21 protein-coding genes and 1 tRNA gene are annotated in these 25,249 nt (G+C 59.6%); 14 read left to right on the top strand and 8 right to left on the bottom strand.

Annotated elements, in window-relative coordinates; translation table 11 throughout:
- Window positions 1-110 precede the first annotated feature (110 nt).
- The 6 genes from petA (at window position 111) to AC0V6M_RS05835 (ending at window position 6,250) form a co-directional block, all read left to right on the top strand.
- Window positions 111-656: a ubiquinol-cytochrome c reductase iron-sulfur subunit gene (gene petA, locus AC0V6M_RS05810; protein WP_486137896.1), complete on the top strand. Its 546-nt coding sequence runs from the start codon at window positions 111-113 to the stop codon at window positions 654-656.
- 45 nt (window positions 657-701) lie between these two features.
- Window positions 702-2,054: a cytochrome b gene (locus AC0V6M_RS05815; protein WP_486137897.1), complete on the top strand. Its 1,353-nt coding sequence runs from the start codon at window positions 702-704 to the stop codon at window positions 2,052-2,054.
- Between the two features lie 65 nt (window positions 2,055-2,119).
- Window positions 2,120-2,971 carry a cytochrome c1 gene (locus tag AC0V6M_RS05820; protein ID WP_486137898.1) on the top strand — a complete coding sequence of 284 codons (852 nt, stop codon included), beginning with the start codon at window positions 2,120-2,122 and terminating at the stop codon, window positions 2,969-2,971.
- Window positions 2,972-3,090: 119 nt separating this feature from the next.
- Complete coding sequence (locus AC0V6M_RS05825; protein WP_486137899.1) at window positions 3,091-3,627, top strand: adenine phosphoribosyltransferase; 537 nt, start codon at window positions 3,091-3,093, stop codon at window positions 3,625-3,627.
- Window positions 3,628-3,712: 85 nt separating this feature from the next.
- A complete protein-coding gene (locus AC0V6M_RS05830) occupies window positions 3,713-5,623 on the top strand; it encodes a cation:proton antiporter (RefSeq protein WP_486137900.1) in 1,911 nt (636 codons plus the stop codon).
- Window positions 5,624-5,653: 30 nt separating this feature from the next.
- Window positions 5,654-6,250: an OmpA family protein gene (locus AC0V6M_RS05835; RefSeq protein WP_486137901.1), complete on the top strand. Its 597-nt coding sequence runs from the start codon at window positions 5,654-5,656 to the stop codon at window positions 6,248-6,250.
- Here AC0V6M_RS05835 and AC0V6M_RS05840 read toward each other — a convergent pair whose 3' ends face one another.
- The 4 genes from AC0V6M_RS05840 to AC0V6M_RS05855 all read right to left on the bottom strand — a co-directional run bounded on the left by AC0V6M_RS05840 (window position 6,251) and on the right by AC0V6M_RS05855 (window position 10,234).
- On the bottom strand, window positions 6,251-7,009 hold the full coding sequence (locus tag AC0V6M_RS05840) for a 3'(2'),5'-bisphosphate nucleotidase CysQ (protein WP_486137902.1): 759 nt from the start codon (window positions 7,007-7,009) through the stop codon (window positions 6,251-6,253).
- An 11-nt stretch (window positions 7,010-7,020) separates the two neighbouring features.
- Window positions 7,021-8,943 carry a sulfate adenylyltransferase subunit CysN gene (gene cysN / locus AC0V6M_RS05845; protein WP_486137903.1) on the bottom strand — a complete coding sequence of 641 codons (1,923 nt, stop codon included), beginning with the start codon at window positions 8,941-8,943 and terminating at the stop codon, window positions 7,021-7,023.
- A 112-nt stretch (window positions 8,944-9,055) separates the two neighbouring features.
- Entirely contained in the window at window positions 9,056-9,958 is a 903-nt protein-coding gene (cysD, locus tag AC0V6M_RS05850; RefSeq protein WP_486137904.1) for a sulfate adenylyltransferase subunit CysD, read from the bottom strand.
- A 202-nt stretch (window positions 9,959-10,160) separates the two neighbouring features.
- A tRNA-Gly gene (locus tag AC0V6M_RS05855) sits at window positions 10,161-10,234 on the bottom strand.
- 211 nt (window positions 10,235-10,445) lie between these two features.
- Here AC0V6M_RS05855 and AC0V6M_RS05860 point away from each other — a divergent pair.
- Both AC0V6M_RS05860 and AC0V6M_RS05865 read left to right on the top strand, forming a co-directional pair.
- Window positions 10,446-11,540: a bifunctional nicotinamide-nucleotide adenylyltransferase/Nudix hydroxylase gene (locus tag AC0V6M_RS05860; RefSeq protein ID WP_486137905.1), complete on the top strand. Its 1,095-nt coding sequence runs from the start codon at window positions 10,446-10,448 to the stop codon at window positions 11,538-11,540.
- A gap of 74 nt (window positions 11,541-11,614) precedes the next feature.
- Window positions 11,615-12,997, top strand: a complete 1,383-nt coding sequence (locus AC0V6M_RS05865) for a nicotinate phosphoribosyltransferase (protein WP_486137906.1) — start codon at window positions 11,615-11,617, stop codon at window positions 12,995-12,997.
- Between the two features lie 50 nt (window positions 12,998-13,047).
- On the opposite strand, the gene panC is transcribed toward AC0V6M_RS05865, so the two are convergent.
- Window positions 13,048-13,938, bottom strand: coding sequence for a pantoate--beta-alanine ligase (gene panC, locus AC0V6M_RS05870; RefSeq protein ID WP_486139577.1), 891 nt, complete (start codon window positions 13,936-13,938; stop codon window positions 13,048-13,050).
- A 117-nt stretch (window positions 13,939-14,055) separates the two neighbouring features.
- On the opposite strand from panC, the gene AC0V6M_RS05875 reads away from it, so the two are divergent.
- The 6 genes from AC0V6M_RS05875 to AC0V6M_RS05900 all read left to right on the top strand — a co-directional run bounded on the left by AC0V6M_RS05875 (window position 14,056) and on the right by AC0V6M_RS05900 (window position 21,110).
- Complete coding sequence (locus AC0V6M_RS05875; RefSeq protein WP_486137907.1) at window positions 14,056-14,868, top strand: division plane positioning ATPase MipZ; 813 nt, start codon at window positions 14,056-14,058, stop codon at window positions 14,866-14,868.
- 3 nt (window positions 14,869-14,871) lie between these two features.
- Window positions 14,872-15,207 (top strand): J domain-containing protein, encoded by a 336-nt coding sequence (locus tag AC0V6M_RS05880; RefSeq protein WP_486137908.1) that lies wholly within the window; start codon window positions 14,872-14,874, stop codon window positions 15,205-15,207.
- A 104-nt stretch (window positions 15,208-15,311) separates the two neighbouring features.
- Window positions 15,312-16,727 carry a phosphoglucomutase/phosphomannomutase PgmG gene (pgmG, locus tag AC0V6M_RS05885; protein ID WP_486137909.1) on the top strand — a complete coding sequence of 472 codons (1,416 nt, stop codon included), beginning with the start codon at window positions 15,312-15,314 and terminating at the stop codon, window positions 16,725-16,727.
- Between the two features lie 49 nt (window positions 16,728-16,776).
- Window positions 16,777-17,619 (top strand): DUF2059 domain-containing protein, encoded by an 843-nt coding sequence (locus AC0V6M_RS05890; RefSeq protein WP_486137910.1) that lies wholly within the window; start codon window positions 16,777-16,779, stop codon window positions 17,617-17,619.
- Window positions 17,620-17,701: 82 nt separating this feature from the next.
- The gene (locus AC0V6M_RS05895) at window positions 17,702-18,550 is read left to right on the top strand and encodes a DUF2059 domain-containing protein (protein ID WP_486137911.1); all 849 of its coding nucleotides are present in this window, start codon (window positions 17,702-17,704) and stop codon (window positions 18,548-18,550) included.
- A gap of 43 nt (window positions 18,551-18,593) precedes the next feature.
- The gene (locus AC0V6M_RS05900) at window positions 18,594-21,110 is read left to right on the top strand and encodes a ligase-associated DNA damage response DEXH box helicase (RefSeq protein ID WP_486137912.1); all 2,517 of its coding nucleotides are present in this window, start codon (window positions 18,594-18,596) and stop codon (window positions 21,108-21,110) included.
- Window positions 21,111-21,255: 145 nt separating this feature from the next.
- Here AC0V6M_RS05900 and mobA read toward each other — a convergent pair whose 3' ends face one another.
- From mobA to AC0V6M_RS05915, 3 genes are read right to left on the bottom strand one after another with little or no spacing between them, the layout of a single operon-like run.
- Complete coding sequence (mobA, locus tag AC0V6M_RS05905) at window positions 21,256-21,837, bottom strand: molybdenum cofactor guanylyltransferase (RefSeq protein ID WP_486137913.1); 582 nt, start codon at window positions 21,835-21,837, stop codon at window positions 21,256-21,258.
- Between the two features lie 37 nt (window positions 21,838-21,874).
- Window positions 21,875-22,678 carry a uroporphyrinogen-III C-methyltransferase gene (gene cobA, locus AC0V6M_RS05910; RefSeq protein ID WP_486137914.1) on the bottom strand — a complete coding sequence of 268 codons (804 nt, stop codon included), beginning with the start codon at window positions 22,676-22,678 and terminating at the stop codon, window positions 21,875-21,877.
- Window positions 22,675-25,248 (bottom strand): nitrate reductase, encoded by a 2,574-nt coding sequence (locus AC0V6M_RS05915; RefSeq protein WP_486137915.1) that lies wholly within the window; start codon window positions 25,246-25,248, stop codon window positions 22,675-22,677. The genes cobA and AC0V6M_RS05915 overlap by 4 nt, the downstream gene beginning before the upstream one ends.
- Window position 25,249 lies beyond the last annotated feature (1 nt).

Consider the following 25,249-nt stretch of genomic DNA (forward strand, 5'->3'; position numbering starts at 1 on the left):
GGGCTTTCGCTGACTGCGTAAACCTCCGCTGGACTGGCTAGACAAACAATCAACGTTACCGCCGCAAGGGCACGTATCCAATGCGGCAAAGAAGACAGGGTTTTTGAACGATGGCTGATGCAAACCAAGCAAATGAGGGCGTACGGCGGCGTGATTTTATTCACGTAGCAGCGCTTTCGACCGCGGGCGTTGGTGCTGCGGCTAGCGCGCTGCCGCTGGTTTCCCAAATGGCTCCATCGGCTGATGTGCTTGCTGAAAGCACCACCGATGTCGATGTCTCTGCAATCGAAGCGGGTCAAAGCATTAAAACGGTTTTTCGCAAGCAACCATTGTTCGTGAAACGTCTCACGCCGGAAGAGATCGCAGAGGCAAACGAAGTTAGTATCGCTGATCTGCGCGATCAGGAAAGCCTGGCGGACCGGCTGGGCGAGGGCAATGAAGACATTCTCGTCACAATGGGCGTTTGCACCCACCTCGGCTGTGTGCCGCTGGGGGCGGCTGAAGGTGAAAACAAGGGCGAATATGGCGGCTATTTCTGTCCGTGCCATGGCTCGCACTACGACACCGCTGGCCGCATTCGCAAAGGCCCAGCGCCAACCAATCTGGTCGTCCCAGATTTCGCATTTACCTCTGAATCGGTCATCCGCGTCGGGTAATCCTGCGTAACTGATCTATCTGTTGAACACTCACGAGAGAACGCCATGAGCTTCGCCTGGGCAAAACCATACGAACCGCAAACCGGTTTCACGAAATGGATTGATGAAAAGCTGCCATTGCCGCGGCTGGTCTATAATGCGGTAGGTGCCGGTTACCCGGTCCCGCGCAATCTCAATTACATGTGGAATTTTGGCGTGCTCGCCGGGTTCTGTCTGATGATCCAGATCGTCACCGGTGTGATATTGGCGATGCACTATGCTGCCAACACTGAGGTTGCTTTTGCTACGACTGAGCACATCATGCGCAACGTCAACTCCGGCTGGCTGATGCGCTATGCGCACGCCAACGGGGCAAGCTTCTTCTTCATCGTGATCTACCTGCACATCTTCCGCGGGTTGTTCTACTCCTCTTATAAAGCGCCGCGCGAGATGATCTGGCTGCTGGGCGTGGTTATCTTCCTGCTGATGATGGCAACGGCCTTTATGGGCTATGTATTGCCTTGGGGCCAAATGAGCTTCTGGGGCGCGAAAGTGATTACCGGCCTGTTCGGGGCGATCCCGCTGGTCGGCGAATCGCTGCAAGTGTGGCTGGTTGGCGGATTTGCGCCAGATAACGCCGCGCTCAACCGCTTCTTCTCGTTGCACTTCCTGCTGCCATTCGTGATTGCCGGTGTTGTTATCCTGCACATTTGGGCGCTGCACATTCCTGGTTCTTCGAACCCGACAGGCATCGAAGTGAAGCAGGAGAGCGACACTGTGCCGTTCCACCCGTATTACACGGCGAAGGACGGCTTTGGCCTCGGCATCTTCCTGCTGGCGTTCACCTTCATGGTGTTCTTCCTGCCGAACATGCTGGGTCACCCGGATAACTATATCGAGGCAAACCCGCTTTCGACGCCGGCCTTGATCGTTCCGGAATGGTACTTCCTGCCGTTCTACGCGATCCTGCGCGCCTTCACGGACGACCTGACGATCCCGTTCACCGGCATCGTATTGATCCAGGCGAAGTTGTTGGGCGTGATCGCGATGTTCGGTTCGATCCTACTGTGGTTCTTCCTGCCATGGCTCGATAAGAGCCCGGTTCGCTCCGGCCATTATCGCCCGATGTTCAAGAAGTTCTTCTGGTTCGGTTTCATCCCCTGCATGATCGCATTGTTCATCGCAGGCGGTGCCCCGGCAGAGCAGCCTTATGTTTTGCTAAGCCAGATTGCGACGGCCTATTACTTCCTGCACTTCCTGGTGATCCTGCCGATCGTCAGTCAGATCGAAGTGCCCAAGCCGCTGCCTTATTCGATCACCGAATCGGTGCTTGGGTCGGATGATGCGGCTCCTGGAAACTCCGCAAGTTCGGGTGCAAAGGACGCTGGCGAAGCCGGTTCCTTGCAGCCGGCCGAATAGTCCGCCATTGGCAACGCCGCCCGTCTGGCCCAGTGAACTCTAGTTTAAGTTGAAAGTCTAAGCGTATGAGCATTCGTCTCGGAGCGATCATTGCAGGTTTAGGGATCGTGGGGATCCTGTTTTTCTGGTCCCTGCTGCCAGGCGCGATCAATTATGCGCCGCCAGAAAAGCCTGACTATTATGCCTTCAAGGAAAAGCCCATCGCGCCAGAGGGCGGGTTCTCATTCGAGGGCCCGTTCGGCCGCTGGGACAATGCTCAGCCGCAACGCGGCTATCAGGTCTACAAAGAGGTCTGTGCGGCCTGCCACGGCCTGAAATTTGTCGCTTTCCGCAACTTGAGCGAGCTGGGTTATTCCGAAGCAGAAGTTCAGGCCGAGGCGGCCAATTGGACAGTCCCAGGCATCGACCCCAACACGGGCGAAGCAACCACGCGTCCGGGCAAGCCGACCGACCAGTTCCCATCACCGTTTGCAAACGATGTGGCTGCGGCGGCGGCTAACAACAATGCGATCCCGCCTGATCTCTCGCTGATGACCAAGGCGCGCAAAGACGGCACGAACTACCTGTATTCGCTGCTGTCGGGTTATGGGGAACCTGATCCAGAGATCGCGGCTACCGTTCCAGAGTTTGAGACGCCAGCGGGCCTGTACTTCAACAAGTACTTTTCCAATGTGAACATTGCGATGGCGCCGCCAATCGTGATCGACGGCCAGGTGACCTATGCCGACGGCACCGAGGCGACCGTCAATCAAATGTCAGCCGACGTTGCGGCCTTCCTGACCTGGACCGCTGAGCCAACACTGGTGAAGCGCAAGCAGACCGGTTGGCCAGTTCTTGGCTTCCTGCTGTTCGCAACGATCCTTGCCTATCTCTCGAAGAAACAGATATGGGCAGGGCTCAAGCCGAAGAAGAAATAAGCAGACGGGTACAACAACCCCATGTTTGAAACAGCGCCTCTCCATCCACATGCGATGGCGGGGCGCTTTTCGTTTGAGGCCTATGCCCATCGGGCGCGGCGCATGATGAGGAACTGGATATGACCCCCGAAGAATTGCGCGCGCTGATCCGCACGGTCCCAGACTTTCCCAAGCCCGGCATCCAGTTTCGTGACATCACCACGCTGATCGGCCACCCTGAGGGTTTGGCGGCCAGCGTGCGGCATTTGGCGGAAATGGCGCGTGCCTGCGGTGCTCAGAAGATCGCCGGAATGGAGGCGCGCGGCTTTATATTTGGCGCAGCGGTCGCCGTTGAGCTCGGTGTCGGCTTTGTCCCGGTGCGCAAGCCGGGCAAGCTACCGATTGAGACGATCGGCATCGACTATGCCCTCGAATATGGCACTGATCGGTTGGAGATGGATCCCGCCGCCGTCAGCGAGGGCGAGCATGTGGTGATCGTCGATGATTTGATCGCGACCGGCGGCACGGCCATCGCGGCCGCCAAGCTGCTGCGCATGGCGGGCGCACGGATTGATCATGCGCTGTTCGTGATTGATCTGCCGGACCTGGGCGGGGCGACGAAACTGGCCTCGGCGGGCCTTGAAGTGCAGACATTGCTGGATTTCGAGGGCGACTAACACTCCACAGTGTAGGTTTGCGGCGCTGTAAACGATTGTCATAAGGCTTGATTTCGCCCCCGTAAGCGCGCACCCGGCAGCCGGTATGGACTCGCAAGCTCTTGTAATCGCCACGGTCGGCGTGCTCGGTATCGGCGCGCAATGGGTCGCTTGGCGAACGGGCTGGCCGGCGATTGTCCTGATGCTGGCTGCGGGATTTATCGCCGGCCCAATCACCGGACTGATCGATCCTGAGGCGGCCTTTGGCGATTTGCTCGACCCGATGGTCAGCATTGGCGTTGCGCTGATCCTGTTTGAAGGGGGGCTCAGCCTCGATTACCGAGAGCTTAGGCATTCCGGCCAAGCGGTGATCCGCCTGGCCACGATCGGCGTGTTTATCGGTTGGGCGTTGGGCGCCGCGGCAGGATACTACATTGCTGGCCTGGTGTGGCCGGTCGCGGTCCTGTTTGGCGGCATCTTGATCGTCACCGGGCCGACGGTGGTGATCCCGCTGCTGAGGCAATCCAACATCCAGACCCGGCCAGCCTCGATCCTCAAATGGGAGGGGATTGTCAACGATCCGACCGGGGCGCTGTGCGCGGTCATCGCCTATGAATATTTCCGCAAGGTCGCTGAGAGTCCTGGGGCGTCTCTTATAGAAGTCGTGCCGCCGCTCATCATTGCAGCGATTATGGCGGGTTTGATCGGCTATGCAGCCGCGCGCCTGATCGCCTTCCTGTTCCCGCGCGGCGCGATCCCGGAATATCTCAAGGTACCGGTGCTGTTCAGCGCGGTGATCGGCGTGTTCGTCTTGTCGAACAAGATTGAGCACGAAGCCGGCCTCGTCGCGGTCACGGTGATGGGCATTACGCTCGCCAACCTTGGCGTCTCCAGCCTGCGCTCGATCCACCCGTTCAAAGAGAACATTGCGGTGCTCCTCGTCTCGGGCATCTTCATCCTGCTCTCAGCCTCGCTGAAATGGGAGGAGCTGACCTATCTGCAGACGAGCTGGCGCCCGCTCGCCTTCCTGCTCGCTCTGCTGTTCCTTGTGCGTCCGGCCACCGTCCTGCTCAGCCTGCTGGGCACCGCCGTGCCGTGGAACGAGCGATTGTTCATCGCCTGGATTGCGCCGCGCGGCATTGTGCTGGTGGCGATCTCTGGCCTGTTCGCGCTGCGCCTGGATGAGCTTGGGATTGAAGGCGGGCAATTGCTCACCGGCCTCAGCTTTGCCGTGGTCGTAATCACGGTTATCGCTCACGGCTTTACTGTCGAATGGGCGGCCAAATTGCTGAAGGTGAAGGGCGAATCGCGACCCGGCCTGCTGATCGTCGGGGCGACTCCGTGGACGATTGCGCTCGCGCGAGAGATGAAGGCGCTCAAGACCCCGGTGATGATCGTCGATCCCAGCTGGCAGAGGCTTGGTGCGGCGCGGCGCGAAGGTCTGCCGTTTTACCACGGCGAGATTTTGAACGAGGCGACGGAGCACAATCTCGACCTTGCGCCGTTCCAAGTGCTCGTCGCGGCGACCGATAACGAGGCTTACAATGCACTCGTCTGCAATGAATTCGCGCATGAGGTGGGGCGCGATTCCGTCTATCAGCCGGGCGAAAGCGCGGATGAGGACGACAAGCACGCCCTGCCAGAGAGCATTCGCGGGCGCGCTCTGTTCGAATCTGGATTTGGTGTGTCCGACACCAACGAACGCCAGGAGCAAGGCTGGGTCTTCCGCAAGACCAAGCTGTCTGACGAGTTCAATTTTGAAGACGCACAGGAAGTGCTCCCGGATAGTGCCAACATGCTGATGCTGGTGCGCAAGAGCGGCACGCTGAGGTTCTTCACCCATGCCGCCCGGCCAGAGCCGCGTGCGGGCGATACGATCATCTCCTTCACCCCGCCTTCATTGAAGAGCGCGGAAGAACATGCGGCCAAGCGCGCCAATAAAGAGAGCGGAAAAGAGCGGGCGAAAGACAAATCCAAGCCTGACGGCGAGGGCGATGCTGGCCCGCAAACGGCCTGATTCAGGTGGGCAAAGGTACACGAGGAAGTGATGAGAACGACGACAGTCTTGATCGCAGCATCATTAATGATGGGCCTATCCGCCTGCGCTTCTGAGCGTGGCGACACGGATGCGGGCGCGGACGTTAGCACTGCGGATGGCGCCGACGGTGAGAATGCCGAAGACGGCACGGGCGAAGAAGAACCCGTCTCAATCCTGCGTAGCGATATTGAGCAGCCTGAAGTGGAGGCTCCGCTGGAGCCGCTCAACGCCACGATTGGTTTTCCAGACGGCGGATCAGACCTCAGCTCAGAGGCTGTGGCTGCGCTCAACGAAGTGCTCGCCTCAGAGCAGGTTGCACGCGGTCTGCCGATTGTCTTGCGCGCGCACAGCGATGCTGGCGGAAGTGATGCCGTGAACGCGCGCGCTTCGGAGGCGCGGGGGCTGGCGGTTGCCGCATGGCTGATCGAGAATGGAATTCCCGATGACCGCGTGCGCGTAATCGTCTTTGGGGAGCAAAACCCGATAGAGCCCAATGCTCTGCCCAATGGCGCGCCGAATGAAGCGGGCCGAGCGGCCAATCGCCGGGTGGAAGTGCTAGTCGGCTCTGCGCGCAGCACGCCGCCGCCAGATGCCGCGGCGGACTGATCAGTCGAAGCTAGCGACTAGCTCCAAAGCGGCCTGCGCGTATTCCGGGCGGCAGATGAGCAGGTCGGGCAGGTACGTGTCCGCTTGGTTATAGACCATCGGCGAGCCATCAATCCGGCTGCAATGCAGGCCGTGCGCCGCTGCGACCGCAATCGGTGCGCAGCCGTCCCATTCATATTGCCCGCCGGAATGCAGGTAAATCTCTGCCTCGCCGCGCACGATTGCCATGGCTTTTGCGCCCGCGCTGCCCATGGGGAGTAATTCGCCGCCAATTGCATCTGCCAGCGCAACCGCTTCTTTGGCGGGGCGAGTGCGGCTGACGACCAGACGCGGTTTTGCCGCCGCTTCGGGCAGGGCAGCCGGCTGATCAGAGCTCAGCACAATCCCGCCGTCCAGGCCCGGCAGAGCGACCGCGCCGACGCTGGCTGCGCCATCCACTGACAGGCCGACATGCACAGCCCAATCGCTGCGCTCCTCGCCATATTCGCGCGTGCCATCCACGGGGTCGACGATCCACACGCGGCTCATGGAGCAGCGGGCGGTGTCGTCCTTTTCCTCTTCGGAGAGCAAGCCATCGTTCGGCCGCGCCGCGCGGATGGCGTGGCATAAGAATTGGTTGGCGGTGGCATCGCCTGCCGCGCCCAGCGCTTTGCCGGTGAACATACCGCTGCTGCGGACATCCAGCAGGATGCGGCCAGCCACCTCCGCGAGGTGCGCGGCCAATTCGGCATCGGACATTGCGGCGGGATCGGAGTTCATTGCTTGGTCTGTCATTTCAGCGGCAGGATCGCGGCAATGATGTGGTCGGCGGCTTCTTCAATGGACATCTCCACCGTGTTCACGCGGATTTCCGGGTTCTCTGGCGCTTCATAGGGGCTGTCGATCCCAGTGAAGTTCTTAAGCTCCCCATCGCGCGCCTTTTTGTAAAGGCCCTTCACATCGCGCTGTTCGGCGACTTCCAATGGCGTGTCGACGAAGATCTCGATGAACTCGCCTTCCGGCATCATTTCGCGCACCATCTGGCGCTCGGCCCGGAATGGCGAGATAAACGCGGTCATCACGATCAGTCCGGCATCCGTCATCAGCTTCGCCACCTCACCAATGCGGCGAATGTTCTCAATCCGGTCCGCCTCGGTGAAGCCCAGATCCTTGTTCAGCCCGTGGCGCACATTGTCCCCGTCGAGCAGGAACGTGTGGCGGTTCATCAGCGCGAGGCGCTTCTCCACCTCATTGGCGATTGTGCTTTTGCCCGAGCCGGAAAGCCCGGTGAACCACAGCACGCGTGGGCGCTGGTTTTTCAGGCCAGAATGATCATCGCGGGTGATCGTGGTCGGCTGCCAATGCACGTTTTGCGCGCGGCGCAGGCTGAAATGCAGCATGCCAGCGCCCACGGTCGCATTGGTGAACTTGTCGATCAGGATGAACCCGCCAAGCGCGCGGCTCGTCTCATACGGTTCAAACGTGATCGGCCGATCCGTGCGCAGCTCCGCCACGCCAATACCGTTCAGATCCAGCGTTTTCGCCGCCAGATGTTCAAACCGGTTGATGCAGATCTCATATTTTGGCTCAGCGATGGTCGCGCTGACCATTTGGCTGCCGATCTTGAGCCAATAGGCGCGGCCGGGTTTCAGCGCCGCCTCGTCCATCCACACCAAGGTGCTTTCAAACTGATCCGACGCCTCAGGCGGATTGTCCGCCGCCGCGATCACGTCGCCGCGGCTGCAATCAACCTCATCCGCCAAAGTGATGGTGACCGATTGGCCGGCGACGGCCTCATCAAGCTCTCCATCAAAGGTCAGGATCGATTTGACCGTGCTGGTCTTGCCCGCAGGGACAATGCGCACCTTGTCGCCGGGTTTGATTGTGCCGCTTGCGATCAGGCCGGTGAACCCGCGAAAATCCAAATTGGGCCGGTTGACCCATTGCACGGGCATGCGGAAACTGCGCTCCTGCGCGGCGGTATTGGCGAGCTCAACCGTTTCCAGATGTTGGATCAGCGAGGGGCCACCATACCAAGGCGTGTTGGCCGAAGGGGCGGCGGTGATGTTGTCGCCCTTAAAGCCGGAGATCGGGATCGCGGTGAAGTCTTCAATGCCGATCTGCTCGGCAAACTGGCTGTAATCGGCCAGGATTTCCTCAAACCGGGCCTGATCATAATCGACCAGATCCATCTTGTTCACCGCCAGCACCAAATGCTTGATGCCCAGCAGGTGGACCAGGAAAGAGTGCCGCCGCGTCTGTTCGAGCACGCCTTTGCGTGCGTCGATCAGGATAACCGCCAGATCGGCGGTTGAGGCCCCAGTGACCATATTGCGGGTGTATTGCTCGTGCCCCGGCGTATCGGCGACGATGAACTTGCGTTTCTCGGTCGTGAAGAAGCGATAGGCGACATCGATGGTGATGCCCTGTTCGCGCTCTGCCGCTAGGCCATCGACCAGCAGGGCAAAGTCGATCTCATCGCCCTGAGTGCCGACCTTCTTGCTGTCACTTTCCAGCGCGGTCAGCTGATCTTCGAAGATCATTTTCGAATCGTACAGCAACCGTCCGATCAGGGTCGATTTGCCATCATCCACACTGCCGCAGGTGATGAAGCGCAGCAGGCTCTTATGCTGATGCTGGTCGAGATAGGCGTCGATATCCTCCGCGATCAGCGCGTCGGTTTGGAATGAACTGTCTTTCGCAGAGCTATGCATAATCAATTCCGTTCGCCCTGAGCTTGTCGAAGGGCTGCCTTGATTTTTGGTGTTGCGCAAGAAGGGGAGTGTAGGGCTTCGGCAAGCTCAGCCCAAGCGGAAGAGTATACCATCAGAAGTACCCCTCCTGCTTCTTATCTTCCATCGATGCGGATTGTCCCTTGTCGATCGCGCGGCCCTGCCGCTCAGACCCGGTGGCGAGCAGCATTTCCTGAATGATCAGGTTCATGTCGGTCGCATCGCTCTCTGTCGCGCCGGTCAGCGGATAGCAGCCCAGCGTGCGGAAACGGACGGAGCGCTCCACCGGCTTTTCGCCTTCTTCCAACCGGAAACGGTCATCATCCACGACCAGCAACATGCCATCGCGCTCCACAGTAGGGCGTTTCTGCGACATATAGAGCGGCACGATATCGATCTTTTCCAGCGCAATATATTGCCAGATATCGAGCTCGGTCCAATTGCTGATCGGGAACACGCGAATGCTCTCATCATCGGCCTTTTTGGTGTTGTAGAGGTTCCACAGCTCTGGCCGCTGGTTCTTGGGATCCCAGCGGTGCGATGCGGTGCGGAATGAGAACACGCGCTCTTTCGCGCGGGCCTTTTCCTCATCGCGCCGCCCGCCGCCAAAGGCCGCGTCGAACCCGTGCTTGGTGAGCGCCGCCTTCAAAGGATCGGTCAGCTGCGCCTGAGAATAGAGCGCGCTGCCGGTGTCGAACGGATTGATGCCTTGTTCCTCAGCATGCTCGTTTTCAGCCACGATGAGGTCGAGATTATATTCCTTCACCGTCTTGTCACGGTGATCTAGCAGCGCCTGAAAATCCCACCCGCTGGCGACATGCAGCATCGGGAAGGGCGGCGGCGCAGGGTAAAAGGCCTTACGCGCAAGGTGCAGCATGACCGAGGAATCCTTGCCGACCGAATACAGCATGACCGGCTTTTCAGTCTCGGCCACGACTTCGCGGAAAATATGGATGCTTTCGGCTTCGAGCCGCTCAAGATGGGTAAGGCTTTTCATGGTTCTGGGCAGCTAATAGCTGAAAGCCTTGCATCAAACCTAGAAAACCTATGGCGCGGGGAAATTTTGTTGTGCGCGCGTCAAGTTCTGTAAAGCTCCAGGCCATCCGCGCCCTCCACCCTTCCACCCGGATTGTCACACCGGAGTATGATCCGGGTGGAGGGCGCGGGTGGCTTGGGAATGAGCGTGAGCGAACAAAAAATGGAGCGGGTAAGGGGAATCGAACCCCTCTAGCTAGCTTGGAAGGCTAGAGCATTACCACTATGCTATACCCGCCCACGTTTTTGCCGTTGGGCGCAGCGCCATTGCCACGGGTGGGTGGCATAGGTCAACGCGAAATCCGCATCGGTGAAATCGAGCGGCATGCATATTTTGCAACATTTGGCTGCAAACTTCGCGTTTGACCCGTTGCTGCTCTCAGCACATACCAAGCATAGGCGATTGGGGAGTCCAATTGCCGTTTACATCAATCGAGGGAGTCTCGATCATGGCAAAATTATCCGCTCGCCGCGGAGCCAAACAGGCAAAAGCTTCTTTCGGCGTCTTCATTGGACGCTTCCAACCCCTTCACATCGGACACGAATATGTAATCCGGCAATCGCTGGAGCAGGTTGACCGCGTCATCGTTCTGGTCGGCTCGGCCAATATTGCGCGCGATCCGCGCAACCCCTTCACCTTTGCAGAGCGCGAGCACATGATCCGCTCAGCCTTCGCATATGAAATTGCGCAGGGCCGTGTGATCGTCGAGCCGCTGGACGACCATCTGTATTCCGACACTGCTTGGGTCGCCGAGGTTCAGCGGCGCGTGCACGATATTGTCCTAAAGGAAGGCAATAACGGTTTTGCCTCAAACGGCCTCGATGATTTTGAGATTTCGCTTGCTGGTTTTGGCAAAGACAATTCGTCGTTTTATCTCAAATTGTTCCCGTCATGGGGCAATATCCAGATCGACAGCCAATTCGGCACTTTTAGCAGCTCCGACATTCGCGAACGCTATTTTGCGCGCCTGTCCGATGTACCTGCTCAGGTGCTGTCGCCAGGGGTTGCAGAGCAGCTCAAAGAATTTCAGCCGTCAGAAGAATTCAAGGCGCTGCTGGCGGAACGCGAATATCTTGACGCCTATCCGCAAGAATGGGGCTCTGGACCATTTGTGACTGCTGATGCTGTGGTGATCCAGGCGGGCCATATCCTGCTGGTTGAGCGCGGCCGTTTGCCTGGCACAGGCTTGCTCGCGCTGCCGGGCGGCTTTGTCGATCAAGGCGAAAGGCTGCGCGATGCGGCCATTCGGGAGCTGCGGGAAGAGACCGAAATCTCTGATGCCAAGGGGCAGATCCCCCCGGCCATGCTCGCGAGCTTTATTGAGGACAGCCGGACGCAAGTGTTTGATGCGCCGCAGCGTTCTTTGCGCGGGCGGATCATCACCCATGCATTCCTGTTTCGCCTACCGGAACGGCGCAAGCTGTTCAAAGTGAAGGGCGGCGATGATGCGGCGCATGCGCGCTGGTATCAGCTAGGCGAACTGGCCCCAGAAATGCTGTTTGAAGATCACTGGTCCATCATCGAGCAGATGGCAGACCTTTGAAACCACCGGCGGGGGAGTCCCGCCGTTCATAAGCCTCAAAAAACCGAGGCAAATCCATGTGAGGAGTTCACATTATGACCAATATCATTCTGGCGACTGACAGTTACAAACAGAGCCACTTTCTCCAATATCCACCTCAGGCCCGCGCGATCAGCGCTTATGGCGAGAGCCGGCCCAATGACTTATCAGACGAAGTCGTGTTCTTTGGCCTTCAGCCGTTTCTGATCGACTATCTCGGCAAACCGATATCTGAGGCGGATATCGAGGAAGCGGAGGCGATATGCGAAGCGCACGGCGTGCCGTTTAACCGCGCTGGCTGGGATGCCATTCTTGCCGACTACGACGGTTTTCTGCCGATTGAAATCAGCGCATTGCCAGAGGGCTTGGTCGCCCCAGCAGGTGTGCCCTTGTTTCAAGTGGTGAACACGGATGACCGCATGCCATGGCTCACCACTTTCATCGAAACGGCCCTCCTCAGAGCGATCTGGTATCCGACCACGGTCGCAACACTGAGCTGGAAATGCGCGCAAGTAATTGGCGCGGGGCTGGAGCGCAGCTCTGATGATCCTGCGGGTCAATTGCCGTTCAAGCTGCACGATTTTGGCGCTCGCGGGGTCAGCTCTGGTGAAAGCGCCGCGCTGGGCGGAATGGCGCACCTCGTGAATTTCGCGGGCACCGATACTCTGGAAGGGATCATGGCTGCGCGCCGTTATTACGGCGCGGACATGCCCGGCTTTTCGATCCCTGCGGCGGAGCACAGCACAATGACCGGCTGGGGCCGAGAGGGCGAGGCGGACGCCTATGAAAACATGCTCGATGCGTTCGAGGGTGAAGGCAAAATCGTCGCCGTCGTTTCAGACAGTTATGACCTCGACAATGCGGTCGAGAACATCTGGGGCGGCAGCCTGAAAGACAAGGTGCTGGCGCGCAAAGGTACTCTGGTTGTCCGCCCGGATAGCGGCGATCCGGTTGAGACCCCTGCGCGAGTCCTCGCCAAATTGTGGGACATCTTTGGCGGCACGGTCAATGCCAAAGGCTACCGCGTGCTGCACCCCAATGTCCGGGTAATCCAGGGCGATGGGATGAACATCGCCAGCATTGGCCGATTGGTCGACCGGGTGATCCAGGATGGCTTCGCGCTCGACAATATCGCGTTCGGAATGGGCGGGGGGCTGCTGCAATCGGTCAATCGCGACACCCTGCGATTTGCGATGAAGGCCAATGCGATGCGCGATGCCGATGGTGAGTGGCACGATGTTTCAAAGAAGCCTGCAACCGATCCGAGCAAAGCCAGCAAGGCTGGACGTCAAGCGGTGGTGCTCGAAAACGGGCAGATGGTTGCTCGGCGCGCAGACGCTCTTGATGGCGCAAAGGACTTGCTTGAGCCGGTCTGGCGCAATGGCAAGCTGCTGGTCAACCGTAGCTTTGACGAAGTGCGGACACGCGCAAAGCGCTAATTGCAGGGCGAATGGCGGGTGTAGCAGCCCCGCCATTCGCTGCGCCCTGCCTAGTCCACCGCCATATTGTCGATCAGCCGCGTGCCGCCAATTCGCGCTGCGACCAGCAGGCGGGCGGGGCCGCCGCTTAGGGCAGTGATCTCTGCCAGCGTGCTTGCGTCTGCCAGTGATGCGTAATCCACGTTGGAGAAGCCCACATCCAGCAGGGCGGATTTGAGCGTGCTTAGCGCCGCATCCACCGGCCCGCCGCTCTCGATCTCTGCAATCGCCACCTTCATCGCCGCAGGCAGGGTCGCGGCGGCTGCGCGGTCGCTGGGTGAGAGGTAGCGGTTGCGGCTGCTCATCGCGAGGCCATCTGCTTCTCGCACGGTTGGCACGCCGATAATCTGCTCTGCAGGCGGCTGGGTCAGATCTAGGTCGCGGGCCATGGTGCGGATCACGGCGAGCTGCTGAAAATCTTTCTCGCCAAAGAATGCCATATCGGGCTGAACCTGATTGAACAGTTTGCACACCACCGTGGCGACCCCGTCAAAATGACCCGGCCTGTCCGCACCGCAAAAGTTCGCGCTCACCCCGCTCACCGAAATGCTGCTGGCGAAGTTTTGCGGCCCGCCGGGATACATTGCCTCGACCGTGGGCGCCCACAGCAAAGAGACCCCAACACTTTCAAGCATGGCTGAATCCTCGGCCAATTGCCGGGGATAGGCGTCCAAATCCTCGCCTTCGCCAAATTGGGTTGGATTGACGAAGATCGACGCCACCACATGGTCGCATTGATCGCGCGCCGCCCGCATCAAGGTGAGATGCCCCTCGTGCAGCGCGCCCATGGTCGGGACCAGGCCAATGCTGGCGGGCGCGCTGATGCTGCCCTCTGCGACCGGCTCCCGGCGCAGCGCCGCGATGGATTTTCTCAACATCTCGAGTGTGCTTACGGTTTGCAGTGGTTTGCCCTTTCGGTATGCGCTGTGACACATCTTTAGCCGCTCACGGCGAGCGGAGACAAGATCGCCCGTTCGCCAAGACCTTCGCCCAAACGTTCGCAATAAAGGACCCGGCCCATGGCCCAGAAAAGCGCACACCGCATCGTCTTTGCGAATGAAAAAGGCGGGACCGGCAAATCCACCACTGCGGTGCATATTGCCGTGGCGCTGTCCTATTTGGGCGCGCGGGTGGTTGCGATCGACCTTGATCCGCGCCAGCGCACGATGGACCGTTATATGGAAAATCGCGCGGCGACCGCTGAACGGCGCGGGATCAAACTGCCCACACCGAGGTGTGAGGTGTTCAAGGGGCGTAGCGATAATGCACTGCTGGTGGCGATTGACCGGCTAGAGAAAGACGCCGATTTCCTGATCATCGACAATCCGGGGCGCGACGATCCGCTGGCGCGCACCGCGGCGGAAAATGCCGACACATTGGTCACCCCGATGAACGACAGTTTCGTCGATTTTGACCTGATCGGCCAAGTGGATTCGGAGACGTTCAAGGTCAAGAAATTGTCCTTCTTCGCAGAGCTGATCTGGGAGGCGCGGATGAAGCGCAGCCGCGCCACTCTGGCGGAAAAGCGCCCCGAAATGGACTGGATCGTGGTGCGCAACCGCACTGGGCACGTTGAGGCGCGCAATATGGCGCGGATCGAACAGGCGCTCACTGAAATGTCGAAACGCGTGGGCTTTCGGATCGCCCACGGCCTATCCGAGCGGGTGATTTATCGGGAACTGTTTCCCTCCGGGCTCACTTTGCTTGATAAGGGACACTTGGGTGAGCTGGGCACCAGCCATCTGATTGCGCGGCAAGAGCTGCGTTCGCTGTTAAAAGCCCTCAACCTGCCCGATTTTGAACGTGGGCAATCGCAGATGGAGCTCGCCTGAGCCATGCTAAAGATCGCGGTTATTCTTGTACTGATATGCGTCCTGTTCCGCTGGGCGCTGGGCAAATGGCCGTGGGATATGGCGAAGGGCCCCTCCAGCAGGGACCGAGAGCTGGCCAAGGCGCGGCAATTGCTGCGCGTGGCAGAGGACGCTAGTTACGAAGAGATTGCCGCCGCGCATAAGCGCCTGATTGCGGTGGTGCATCCCGATAAAGGCGGCTCAGCCGAGCAAGTGTATGAGGCGAACGCGGCGCGCGACCTGCTGTATGCAGAATTGCCCGGGCCCGTGCAGGTGAAGGCGCGTGACGGCGATGACACTGCTGAGACCCCGCCCGAGTGATGCCCGTTGAAGATCAAGCCGCGTGATAAGATAACGGACTTTAAAGCGCGCTCCCGCCCATCACCCAATCAACCACCCCAAACCCAATTCAGGATGATCTTCTCATGAGCCACCAATTTCATTCCACGGTCCTGCGTGAATATGACATTCGCGGGATCATTGGTGAGACGCTGGGCGCGGATGATGCGCGGGCCATCGGGCGCAGTTTTGGCACCATGCTGCGCGAGGCGGGCGGCAAAACAGTGGCGGTGGGCTATGATGGTAGGGTCAGCTCACCCATGCTCGAACACGCCCTTTCCGAAGGGCTCACAGCCAGCGGCTGCGACGTTGTAAAGATCGGGATGAGCGCCACCCCTATGCTTTACTATGCTGAGGCGTCATCCGAACAGATTGATGGCGGCATACAGATAACTGGCAGCCACAATCCCGCCAATTACAATGGCTTCAAAATGGTATTTCAAGGGCGTCCGTTCTTTGGAAAAGACATCCTGGCGATCGGCGAAATGGCCGCCGCTGGCCGCTGGGCCGACGGAAACGGGGAGGTCAGCGAGAGCGATATCCTCAGCGAGTACGTCGAGCGCTTGCTCGAGGCTGTCACCGGGATTGAGGGGGAAGCCCTCGCTGACCTCAAGGTCGGATGGGACGCTGGCAATGGCGCCGCTGGGCCCGCTTTGGAGGCGCTGGCCGCGCGGCTGCCCGGAGAACATCATCTGCTGTTTACTGACGTTGATGGACATTTTCCCAATCATCACCCTGATCCGACTGTGGAAGCCAATTTGGCCGATCTTCGCGCGTTGGTCGCGGAGAAGAACCTCGACTTTGGTGTGGCTTTCGATGGTGATGGTGACCGGATCGGCGCGATCGACGGGTCGGGCCGGGTGATTTGGGGCGATCAATTGCTAATGATTTATGCTGAGGATGTCCTCAAAACCCACGAAAACGCGACGATTATTGCCGATGTGAAGGCCAGCCGCGCGTTGTTTGATCATGTCGCGGCGCATGGCGGACAGCCGCTGATGTGGAAGACCGGACACAGCCTGATTAAGTCCAAAATGAAGGAGACGGGTTCTCCTCTGGCCGGAGAAATGAGCGGCCATGTGTTCTTTGCAGACACATATTACGGGTTTGACGACGCTCTGTATGCCGGTTTGCGGCTGATCGCGGCCTCTGCGCGACTCGGCAAATCGGTAACGGAACTGCGCGGCGCCATGCCAGACATGCTGAACACGCCGGAAATGCGCTTCCAAGTCGATGAAGTGCGCAAATTCCCCGCGATGGCAGAGATTGTCGAGCGGATGACGACCTGTCCCGGACCCGGCGTGGAAGAGGTCAATGCAACCGACGGCGTACGCGTGAACACCGCCGATGGCTGGTGGTTGCTGCGCGCCTCAAACACGCAGGACGTGCTGGTAGCGCGCGCAGAAAGCGACACCGAGGAAGGCCTGGAGCGTTTGATGGCGCAGATCGATGAACAATTGGCTTTATCCGGCCTTGAGCGCGGCGAAAGCGTGGGGCATTAGCACTGCGACCACACGAATTTGGAACCATCAGACGCACGAGGACGAACCAATGAAGCGCCCGTTTCAGCACATTGCCCTTTCACTTAGCGCAGCCAGCCTGGTATTCACCGCCCCGCTCGCGGCTCAGGACGCAGCCTCGTCAGAACCGACGGCAGCAGAGCTGGACCAGATCATGGGCGCGCTGACCGGCATGTTCCAGGCAGAGCCGCTGACGGCGGAGCAAGAGGCGCGTTTGCCCGCGGCGGAGGCAATTGTTGCCACCATGATGCCCGAGGGTTTCTATGCGGAACTGATGAGCGATATAATGGGCGACACCTTCGCCCCGATCATGGCGATGTTTTCTGGCGAGACGGGCGCGCAAATGATGCTGTCCACCCGTCTGGCGACCGATCCGGCCAAGGTAGAGGCCTTGAGCGCGGAGGAGCGCAGCGAGCTGGTGGCTTTGCTAGATCCCGGATTTGACCAGCGCGGCGAGGCCATGGGCGGCGTGTTTGGCGACATGATGACTGAGGTCGCCACGCTTATTGAGCCAGGCTTTCGCCAAGGCATGGCGCGCGCCTATGCGGTGCGTTTCACCGCCGATCAGCTGGCCGATATCTCGGCCTTTTACGCGACACCAACCGGCGAGATTTACGCGCAGCAAACCATGGCATTGTTCACCGATCCCCAGGTGATGTCGGCCAGCATGGAGGCGATGCCCGCGATGATGGGGCAGTTTGCCGATATGGAAGCGCGCGTGACTGAGAAAATGGCGGAGCTTCCCGCAGAGCGCACTTACGAGGACCTGAGCGCTGATGAGCGCGCGCGCATGGCGCAATTGCTCGGCCTGTCCGAGAGCGAGCTGGCAGACACCGTGCAGCCACCACGCGCGGGCGGCAGCTTGCCGTTCTGATCCGCGCTTGCGAGAGGGCGCGCGATCGCGCCTTGCTTCTCTGACCAATATGAGATCGGATAGAGCAGCGAAGGATATTACAATGAGGCGCTCGTTTAAGCATATGGCCCTCTCGCTGAGCGCGTTCGCAGTGGTGTTTTCCGCTCCGCTCACAGCGCAGGATAATGTGCCTTCGCCTGAATACCTAGCCGAGATGTTCGGCGATGCAGAGCCACTCACGGCGGAGCAAGAGGCGCGCCTGCCCGCCGCGAAGGCGGTTGTCGAGCGGATATTTCCTGCTGGCACATATGCCAGGATGACCGGCGAAAGCATCGAGGTCATGGTCGGCAATGTGCTTGGCAAGTTACCAGGATCACCTAAGCGTGAATTGCGCGCTCTGACCGGCGTTTATGCTACACAACTTGAGGGTGTTGAGGATAATGACGTTGCTGAGGCGCTCCAGATACTTGATCCTGCGCGTATTCAACGACTTGCCCTGATGGAAGAGATGTCGCGTGAAATCATATCTGCCGCTCTGGCGAAGCTTGAGCCAAGCTATCGCGCAGGATTAGAGCGAGCCTATGCAGCGCGCTTTACCCAGTCGGAACTAACCGACTTAAGCGCATTTTTTGCGACTCCGACTGGGCGCAAATATGCTGGTGAATCGTTGGCGATCCAAGCGGATCCTCAGATGGTGCCAGCGATGAACGAGATGACACCGACCATGATGGCAATGATGTCGCAATTGGCCGCGGTCGTGGATGATCTACCGGTTGAGTTGCCAGAACCACGGTCCTTTTCTGATTTAACCGAGGGCGAGCAGGAACGGCTTGCCGCGTTGATCGGTATGACCACGGAAGGGCTGGCCGAATTGGACCGCAACCGCTTTCAGGTCGAAGAAAGAGATTTTGAAGAAGGCGAAGTCGAGACGATGGACACCAGCGATCTGTGAAGCGCGCTTGCGAGAGGGCGCGTCGATCTCCATTGTGTGAGGCGTGACAGCCAGCGCGCCTTCCCCAACGCTTCCAACTGAGATCCAGGCGTGGTTCGATGCGCGCGGGTGGCGTGTGCGGCGGCACCAGCTCGATATGCTGGCTCAGGCGGAGGCGGGCAATCATGCCTTGCTGGTCGCGGATACGGGTGCGGGTAAGACGCTGGCCGGGTTTTTGCCGACATTGGCAGCCTTCGCGCCCTCGGCCCTGAATGGCGCCAAGCCGCCAGAGGGGCTGCACACACTCTATGTCTCGCCGCTCAAGGCGCTGGCCCATGATGTGCAGCGCAACCTGCTGACCCCGGTTGAGGAGATCGGCCTCGACATCGTGGTCGAGACGCGCAGCGGCGATACGTCTTCCGACAAGAAGAAGCGTCAGCGGACGAAGCCGCCGCATGTGATGCTGACCACGCCGGAAAGCCTTTCTCTGTTGCTGTCGTACCCGGAAAGTCTGGAGCTGTTTCGCGGCCTAAAGCGCGTGGTGATCGACGAGGTTCATGCCTTCGCCACGGGCAAGCGCGGAGACCTGCTCGCGCTGGCTCTGGCGCGGCTTCAGACGCTAGCACCCGATATGCAGCGGGTGGCTTTGTCGGCAACGCTCGCCAACCCGCTGGCCTTTCGCGAATGGCTCGCCCCGCAGGCCGATGACGGCACGGGGGAGATCGCGGCGGCGGAGCTGGTGCTGGGCGAGGATGGCGCGCCAGCAGAGGTGGAAATCCTGTTGCCGATTGATGCGCGTGTGCCGTGGGGCGGGCATGCCGGGCGCTGGGCGGTGGATCAGCTATACGAGCAGATCAAAGCCAATAAGACGACCTTGGTCTTCACCAACACCCGCTTTCTGGCGGAGTTCATTTTCCAATGTCTGTGGGATGTGAACGAGGACAATCTGCCGATCGGCGTGCACCACGGCAGCCTGTCGAAAGAGGCGCGGCGCAAGGTTGAGGATGCAATGGCGCAGGGGCGTCTGCGCGGCCTAGTGTGCACCGCCAGCCTCGATCTGGGCGTCGACTGGGGCGATATTGATTGCGTGGTGCAGATGGGCGCGCCCAAGGGCAGTTCCCGCCTGCTCCAACGCATTGGCCGCGCCAATCACCGCCTCGATGCGCCCAGCCGCGCCATCCTGGTCCCGGGCAATCGCTTTGAATTTTTGGAGGCGACGGCGGCCAAGGATGCGGTGGATGAGGGACAGCGCGATGGCGAGGATTTTCGTGCAGGCGGCCTCGACGTACTCGCCCAACATGTGATGGCCTGCGCCTGTGCGGGCGATTTTCGCGAAGACGCCCTGCTTGCCGAAATCCGCAGCAGCCTTGCCTATGCCTGGGTCGATGAGGCCGTGCTCGCCCGGGTGCTGAACTTTGTTGAGAACGGCGGATATGCGCTGAAAGCCTATGACAAGTTTAAGCGGATCACGCGCGATAAGCCGCTGGCAAAACTGCCCTTTGGCGAGGGCACGTGGCGGCTGACCCATCCCAGTCATGCGCAGCGCCACCGGATGAACGCCGGGATCATCGTCGACAGTGAAATGTTGATGGTGCGGTTCAAGAATGGCCGCAAGCTCGGCAAGGTGGAGGAGCGCTTTGCCGCTCAGCTCTCGCCCGGCGACACATTCTTCTTTGCGGGCATGAGCCTGGAGGTGGAGAGCCTCAAGGGTATGGATGTGATCGTGCGCGCGGCGAAGAAAAGCGCGACCATCCCAAGCTATGGCGGCCTGCGCCTGCCGCTCACCACCCATTTGGCTAGCCGGGTGCAGCAAATGCTGACCGACAGGGTCAGCTGGGCGCGCTTTCCCGATGATGTGCGCGAATGGCTGGAGGTGCAGGATTGGCGCAGCGAAATGCCGGGGCCAGGCAAGCTGCTGGTCGAGAGCTTCCCCCACGCGAAGAAGCATTACAGCGTTTATTATACGTTTGAGGGTTGGAACGCGAACCAGAGCCTGGGCATGCTGATCACGCGGCGGATGGAGGATCTGGGGCTGTCGCCCGGCGGGTTTGTGGCGAATGATTATTCGCTCGGTGTGTGGGGGTTAAAGCCGGTAACGACCCCCGCGCCGCTGCTCTCGCCCGATATTCTGACCGATGAGTTTGTCGATTGGGTCCAGGAATCCCACCTGTTGCGCCGCGCTTTCCGCGAGGTTGCCGTGATCAGCGGGCTGGTGGAACGCCAACATCCGGGCAAGCGCAAGACTGGTAAGCAGGTCACATTTTCAACCGACCTCATTTACGATGTGCTGAAGAAGTACGAGCCGGACCACGTGCTGCTCGAGGCGGCCTGGGCCGATGCCCGCGCGCGGATGACGGATGTCGGGCGGCTGGCGGATTTGCTCGAGCGTTCAGAACGAGAATTGGTGCATGTCGAACTCGACCGGGTCAGCCCGCTGGCCGTGCCGGTGATGACAATGATCGGGCGCGAAGCTGTGCCGCAGGGCGCGGTGGATGACGAACTGCTGCTGGAGGCAGAGACGCTGGCGGGCGAGGCTATGAGAATTGATGGGCGGGTGGATGAGCCGCTCGAGGGGGATTAGGGGGTGCAGCTATACAGGCCGAGGGGCGAACAGCCTGACAGTGATCTCATTTTTCGGTCATCAACGCTAAGCAGTTTGTTCGTCAAAAGCGGATGCAGTTTGCACTTGCTCGTTATGTCGTCAATTGGGCATGCTAAGCGAACATCTAATTGCCAGCTTTTGCCAAGTCCGCTTTGGTGTTGATATTGAAGAAGGGGTCCTGCTCAGCTGCATCCAAGGGGAATTCCCTCACAATTGCCATGCAATGCTCGGCCCATGCATGTGCGGAACGCGGTCCAGAGCCAACGAACGCCTCAAGCTTGCCAGCCAGTTCAACTGGCCAATACCCTATAAGCGGATGCCAGCGGCCTGCGCTGGAGCAAATTGATGGCCCTGCGCCCTCGGCCAATTGGGCGAGGGTATTGGTCGGCAGAAACGGTACGTCGATAGTGCAGGTTGCCACGTGATCAAAACCGGATCCGCCTGCCCAGACCATGGCGGCATGTATTCCGGCCAATGGGCCGACTTCTTTCAAGCGGTCAGCAATGATGGGCAGTCCAAGTTCGGCGTAGGGACCACCAGCTTCTCCATTGATGACAATTGGACCAGATGTCTGTTCCCGCAATCGATTGATCACAACATCTATCAGTTGCTCGCCATTGAGATTGGCGAGGCCCTTGGGAGAACCAAAACGCCGCGCCGAACCACCAGCCAAGATGCACACGGGAATATCGACAAGCTGTGTCATGGAATGATTGTGCAGGTGCGCACTGGCAGCGCAAGCACTAAGCCGAATTTTCCGTCAATTCTGCGATTGCGTGTGCGCGTGCTGGTGCACGTTCTGCGCTGCACCGCATGGCTTCCCCGATCAGGATGATTGCCGGACCATCGCCCAGCGCCGATGTGGCCGCGATGGGCAGCATGTCGAGCCGCGTGTGAAATTCACGCGCGCTCGGCAGGCTGACGTTTTCGACAAGCACTACGGGCGTATCGGGCGCTAGTCCGGCGCTTATCAGGCCGCCGGATATGTGCGGAGCGGCGGCTTTGCCCATGTAGACCGCAATTGTTGCCTGCGGGTCGGCAAGGGCCGCCCAATCCAAATCAGGAACAGCACCATTTTTTGTATGCGCGGTCACAAAAGTGAGCCGGCGGGCGAGCCCGCGTGTGGTGAGAGATGTGGTAAGCGATGCCGCCGCTGCGCTCGCGGTGGTAACACCGGCGCAGACTTGGATCGGTATTCCCGCATCGTGGCAGGCGTCAATTTCTTCGTTGGCTCTGCCGAAAATTGAAGGATCGCCGCCTTTTAAACGGACCACGCGTTTGCCAGACAGGGCCGCTTTGACAATATAGTCGCAGATCATCGGTTGTGGGACAGAATGCCTGCCAGAGCGCTTGCCAACCGAATGCTGCGGTGTCTGATCCGGGATGAGGGCGCGTATCCCGTCACTAACCAAAGCATCGTAAAACACGATATCTGCGCGTTTCAGCAGACGCTCTGCCTTTCGCGTCAACAGCTCTGGATCACCCGGCCCGGCACCGACCAGCCAAACGCTTCCTTTGGGAAAGTCATTCATGGCGATATTGCTCATTGCGCAGCTTCCTTGATTGCCGGTTGTATCTGTCCCAGCATGCGAGCGATTTCCGGGCGGCATGAGCCACAATTGGTGCCAGCTTTGGTGCGGCTGCCAATGTCCGAGACGCTGTGCGCGCCGCCATCAATTGCGGCCAGGATCTGTTGTTCCCCTATGCCGTGGCACACACACACAATCGGTCCCGTCGGCGGAAGTGGTTTGGCTGGCCGTGCAGCCAGCAATTCGGCAAGCACGCTGCCCTTTTGGCCCAATTGTGCAGCGACCCAGTCCCGCTCGGGCAGCTCGCCAGAACGCGTGAGATACGCAGCGGCCAGTAATTGGCCATCCCTGTCACATACCGCGACGCGCCGCATGCCGCGGGCCATGTCAGACACTTCTGAACGTTCTCCGGCTGGCAATAATCCCTCCAGATCGATTGATCCGGTGCCCGCCAATTCAGTGAGATAGCCGCCCTTAACAGCGCTGGTGGTCCAGTATTCACACTCTGGCGCAGCTGCATCTTTGCTGACGAGAAAGGCTCGCCATTCGGGTTCAAACGAGGCGAGCGTTGCGGGCGTATCCTTAAACCCCGGTTGGCTGGAGTATGGATCGCATTCTGGCTTCGCAAGATAACCAGTCCGTCCCGCAGCCGAAAAGATATCCGTCCAGTGCATTGGTGTGAAGATCGTGCCGGGTGCTTGGGTGTCCGTGATCTGAACACGAAAAAGTGACACACCATAAGGCGTTTTGACTTCGGCCAATCCTTTGTCCGTCAGCGCAAATTTCTGCGCATCCTCGGGATGGACTTCGACCAGCGGTTCGCGGCGATGCAGGGAGAGCGTGGGGCTAAGCGCAGTGCGCGTCATTGTGTGCCATTGATCGCGGTAACGACCCGTATTGAGCCGGAGCGGGAATTCAGGGTCGACCTGGCGCTGCGCAGGTGGGCTAACGGCAAGCAGCCGAGCCTTGCCGCTAGGAGTGGAATAGCACGAGCTGAACGGGTGCTCACCGCCCCATCGGAACGGCTCCATCGCATCATATTGCGTATGGGAACACTCCGCCCATGCCGTGAGGTCCAGCTTGCGGCTATGCTGCTGGGCGAGGGCGGTCATGGCCGCATATTCGCGGAAAACATCCGCATTGGTCGGGAAATCGAATGCCGATGCGTGACCCATCGCGCTCGCCACATCGCATATGATGCGCCAATCGGCGCGCGCCTCACCCGGAGGCGCGAAGAGGGCGCGCTGACGGCTCACCATCCGCTCTGAATTGGTCACAGTGCCATCTTTCTCGCCCCACGCGAGAGCTGGCAGATTGATATGTGCAAACTTGCCCGTATCCGTATCGGCCATAACATCGGATACCACCACCGTCGGGCATTTCGCCAAAGCCTCTCGCACACGGCCAGCATTGGGCATCGAAACCGCCGGATTGGTGGCCATGACCCAGATGAACTTCACATCACCGCGATGCACTGCCTCGAACAGGTCGACTGCCTTCAGGCCCGGGCCACTGCACAATTGGTCAGTCTGCCAAAACTCAGCGACACCTTTGCGTTCAGGGGCCGAAAAGCCAAGATGGCATGCCAGCATATTGGCAAGCCCGCCCACTTCACGTCCGCCCATCGCATTAGGCTGTCCGGTTATGCTGAGCGGTCCCATGCCGGGCGCGTTGATCCGCCCCGTGGCAAGGTGAAGATTGATGATCGCATTGCCTTTATCCGTTCCGCAAACAGATTGATTGGCGCCCTGACTGAACAGGGTAATCATGCGCGGATGCGCGGCGACGAGATCAATCAGCTTTTCGAACAATTCCGGGTCAATCCCGGGGTCGCATGCCAGATCGTCCCACAAGTTGCCGGGCGCTTCACACGTTTGCTCAAGCCCCGCTTGGTCGATCAGCCCGCGATCATGCAGCGCCGCCAACAGACCATTAAACAATGCAATATCGCCATCTGGAGCAACGGGTACATGCAGGTCAGCCCGTTCAGCGGTCTCGGTGCGGCGTGGGTCAATAACAACCAGCTTTGTGCCGCGCTCGTCCCGCGCTTTTTCCAACCTCTGCCAGATGACAGGGTGACACCAAGCGGTGTTCGATCCGACCAGCAGGACCAGATCAGCCGCATCCAGATCGTCATACGTGCAAGGAACCACATCCTCACCAAAGGCGCGGTTATGCGCCGCCACTGCGCTCGCCATGCAAAGTCGGGAATTGGTGTCGATATTGGCGCTACCAACAAAGCCCTTCATCAGCTTGTTGGCGACGTAATAGTCTTCGGTAAGCAATTGCCCTGAGACATAGAACGCGACGCTATCGGGGCCGTGTTCGTCAATGCAGGCCTGCATGCGAGCGGCCACTTCGGCGGTTGCTGTGTCCCAAGCGGCGCGCTCACCATTGATCATGGGGTGCAGCAGGCGCCCGTCCAGCCCAACCGTTTCGCCCAGATGCGTGCCCTTTGAGCACAGCGAACCGTGATTGGCGGGGTGCGTCTTATCGCCTGCAATCGTGACCGACCGTTCCTCTGTGACCTCAGCGCGGATGCCGCATCCGACACCGCAATAGGCACAAGTGGTTTTGATCGATCCCATC

It is taken from the genome of Erythrobacter sp. JB3-1 (assembly GCF_057364995.1).

What these genes read in the sequence shown, in the direction of transcription:
- petA (WP_486137896.1), top strand. Translation starts at nt 111, where the DNA reads ATGGCTGATGCAAACCAAGCAAATGAGGGCGTACGGCGGCGTGATTTT.
- AC0V6M_RS05815 (WP_486137897.1), top strand. Translation starts at nt 702, where the DNA reads ATGAGCTTCGCCTGGGCAAAACCATACGAACCGCAAACCGGTTTCACG.
- AC0V6M_RS05820 (WP_486137898.1), top strand. Translation starts at nt 2,120, where the DNA reads ATGAGCATTCGTCTCGGAGCGATCATTGCAGGTTTAGGGATCGTGGGG.
- AC0V6M_RS05825 (WP_486137899.1), top strand. Translation starts at nt 3,091, where the DNA reads ATGACCCCCGAAGAATTGCGCGCGCTGATCCGCACGGTCCCAGACTTT.
- AC0V6M_RS05830 (WP_486137900.1), top strand. Translation starts at nt 3,713, where the DNA reads ATGGACTCGCAAGCTCTTGTAATCGCCACGGTCGGCGTGCTCGGTATC.
- AC0V6M_RS05835 (WP_486137901.1), top strand. Translation starts at nt 5,654, where the DNA reads ATGAGAACGACGACAGTCTTGATCGCAGCATCATTAATGATGGGCCTA.
- AC0V6M_RS05840 (WP_486137902.1), bottom strand. Translation starts at nt 7,009, where the DNA reads ATGAACTCCGATCCCGCCGCAATGTCCGATGCCGAATTGGCCGCGCAC.
- cysN (WP_486137903.1), bottom strand. Translation starts at nt 8,943, where the DNA reads ATGCATAGCTCTGCGAAAGACAGTTCATTCCAAACCGACGCGCTGATC.
- cysD (WP_486137904.1), bottom strand. Translation starts at nt 9,958, where the DNA reads ATGAAAAGCCTTACCCATCTTGAGCGGCTCGAAGCCGAAAGCATCCAT.
- AC0V6M_RS05860 (WP_486137905.1), top strand. Translation starts at nt 10,446, where the DNA reads ATGGCAAAATTATCCGCTCGCCGCGGAGCCAAACAGGCAAAAGCTTCT.
- AC0V6M_RS05865 (WP_486137906.1), top strand. Translation starts at nt 11,615, where the DNA reads ATGACCAATATCATTCTGGCGACTGACAGTTACAAACAGAGCCACTTT.
- AC0V6M_RS05875 (WP_486137907.1), top strand. Translation starts at nt 14,056, where the DNA reads ATGGCCCAGAAAAGCGCACACCGCATCGTCTTTGCGAATGAAAAAGGC.
- AC0V6M_RS05880 (WP_486137908.1), top strand. Translation starts at nt 14,872, where the DNA reads ATGCTAAAGATCGCGGTTATTCTTGTACTGATATGCGTCCTGTTCCGC.
- pgmG (WP_486137909.1), top strand. Translation starts at nt 15,312, where the DNA reads ATGAGCCACCAATTTCATTCCACGGTCCTGCGTGAATATGACATTCGC.
- AC0V6M_RS05890 (WP_486137910.1), top strand. Translation starts at nt 16,777, where the DNA reads ATGAAGCGCCCGTTTCAGCACATTGCCCTTTCACTTAGCGCAGCCAGC.
- AC0V6M_RS05895 (WP_486137911.1), top strand. Translation starts at nt 17,702, where the DNA reads ATGAGGCGCTCGTTTAAGCATATGGCCCTCTCGCTGAGCGCGTTCGCA.
- mobA (WP_486137913.1), bottom strand. Translation starts at nt 21,837, where the DNA reads ATGACACAGCTTGTCGATATTCCCGTGTGCATCTTGGCTGGTGGTTCG.
- cobA (WP_486137914.1), bottom strand. Translation starts at nt 22,678, where the DNA reads ATGAGCAATATCGCCATGAATGACTTTCCCAAAGGAAGCGTTTGGCTG.
- AC0V6M_RS05915 (WP_486137915.1), bottom strand. Translation starts at nt 25,248, where the DNA reads ATGGGATCGATCAAAACCACTTGTGCCTATTGCGGTGTCGGATGCGGC.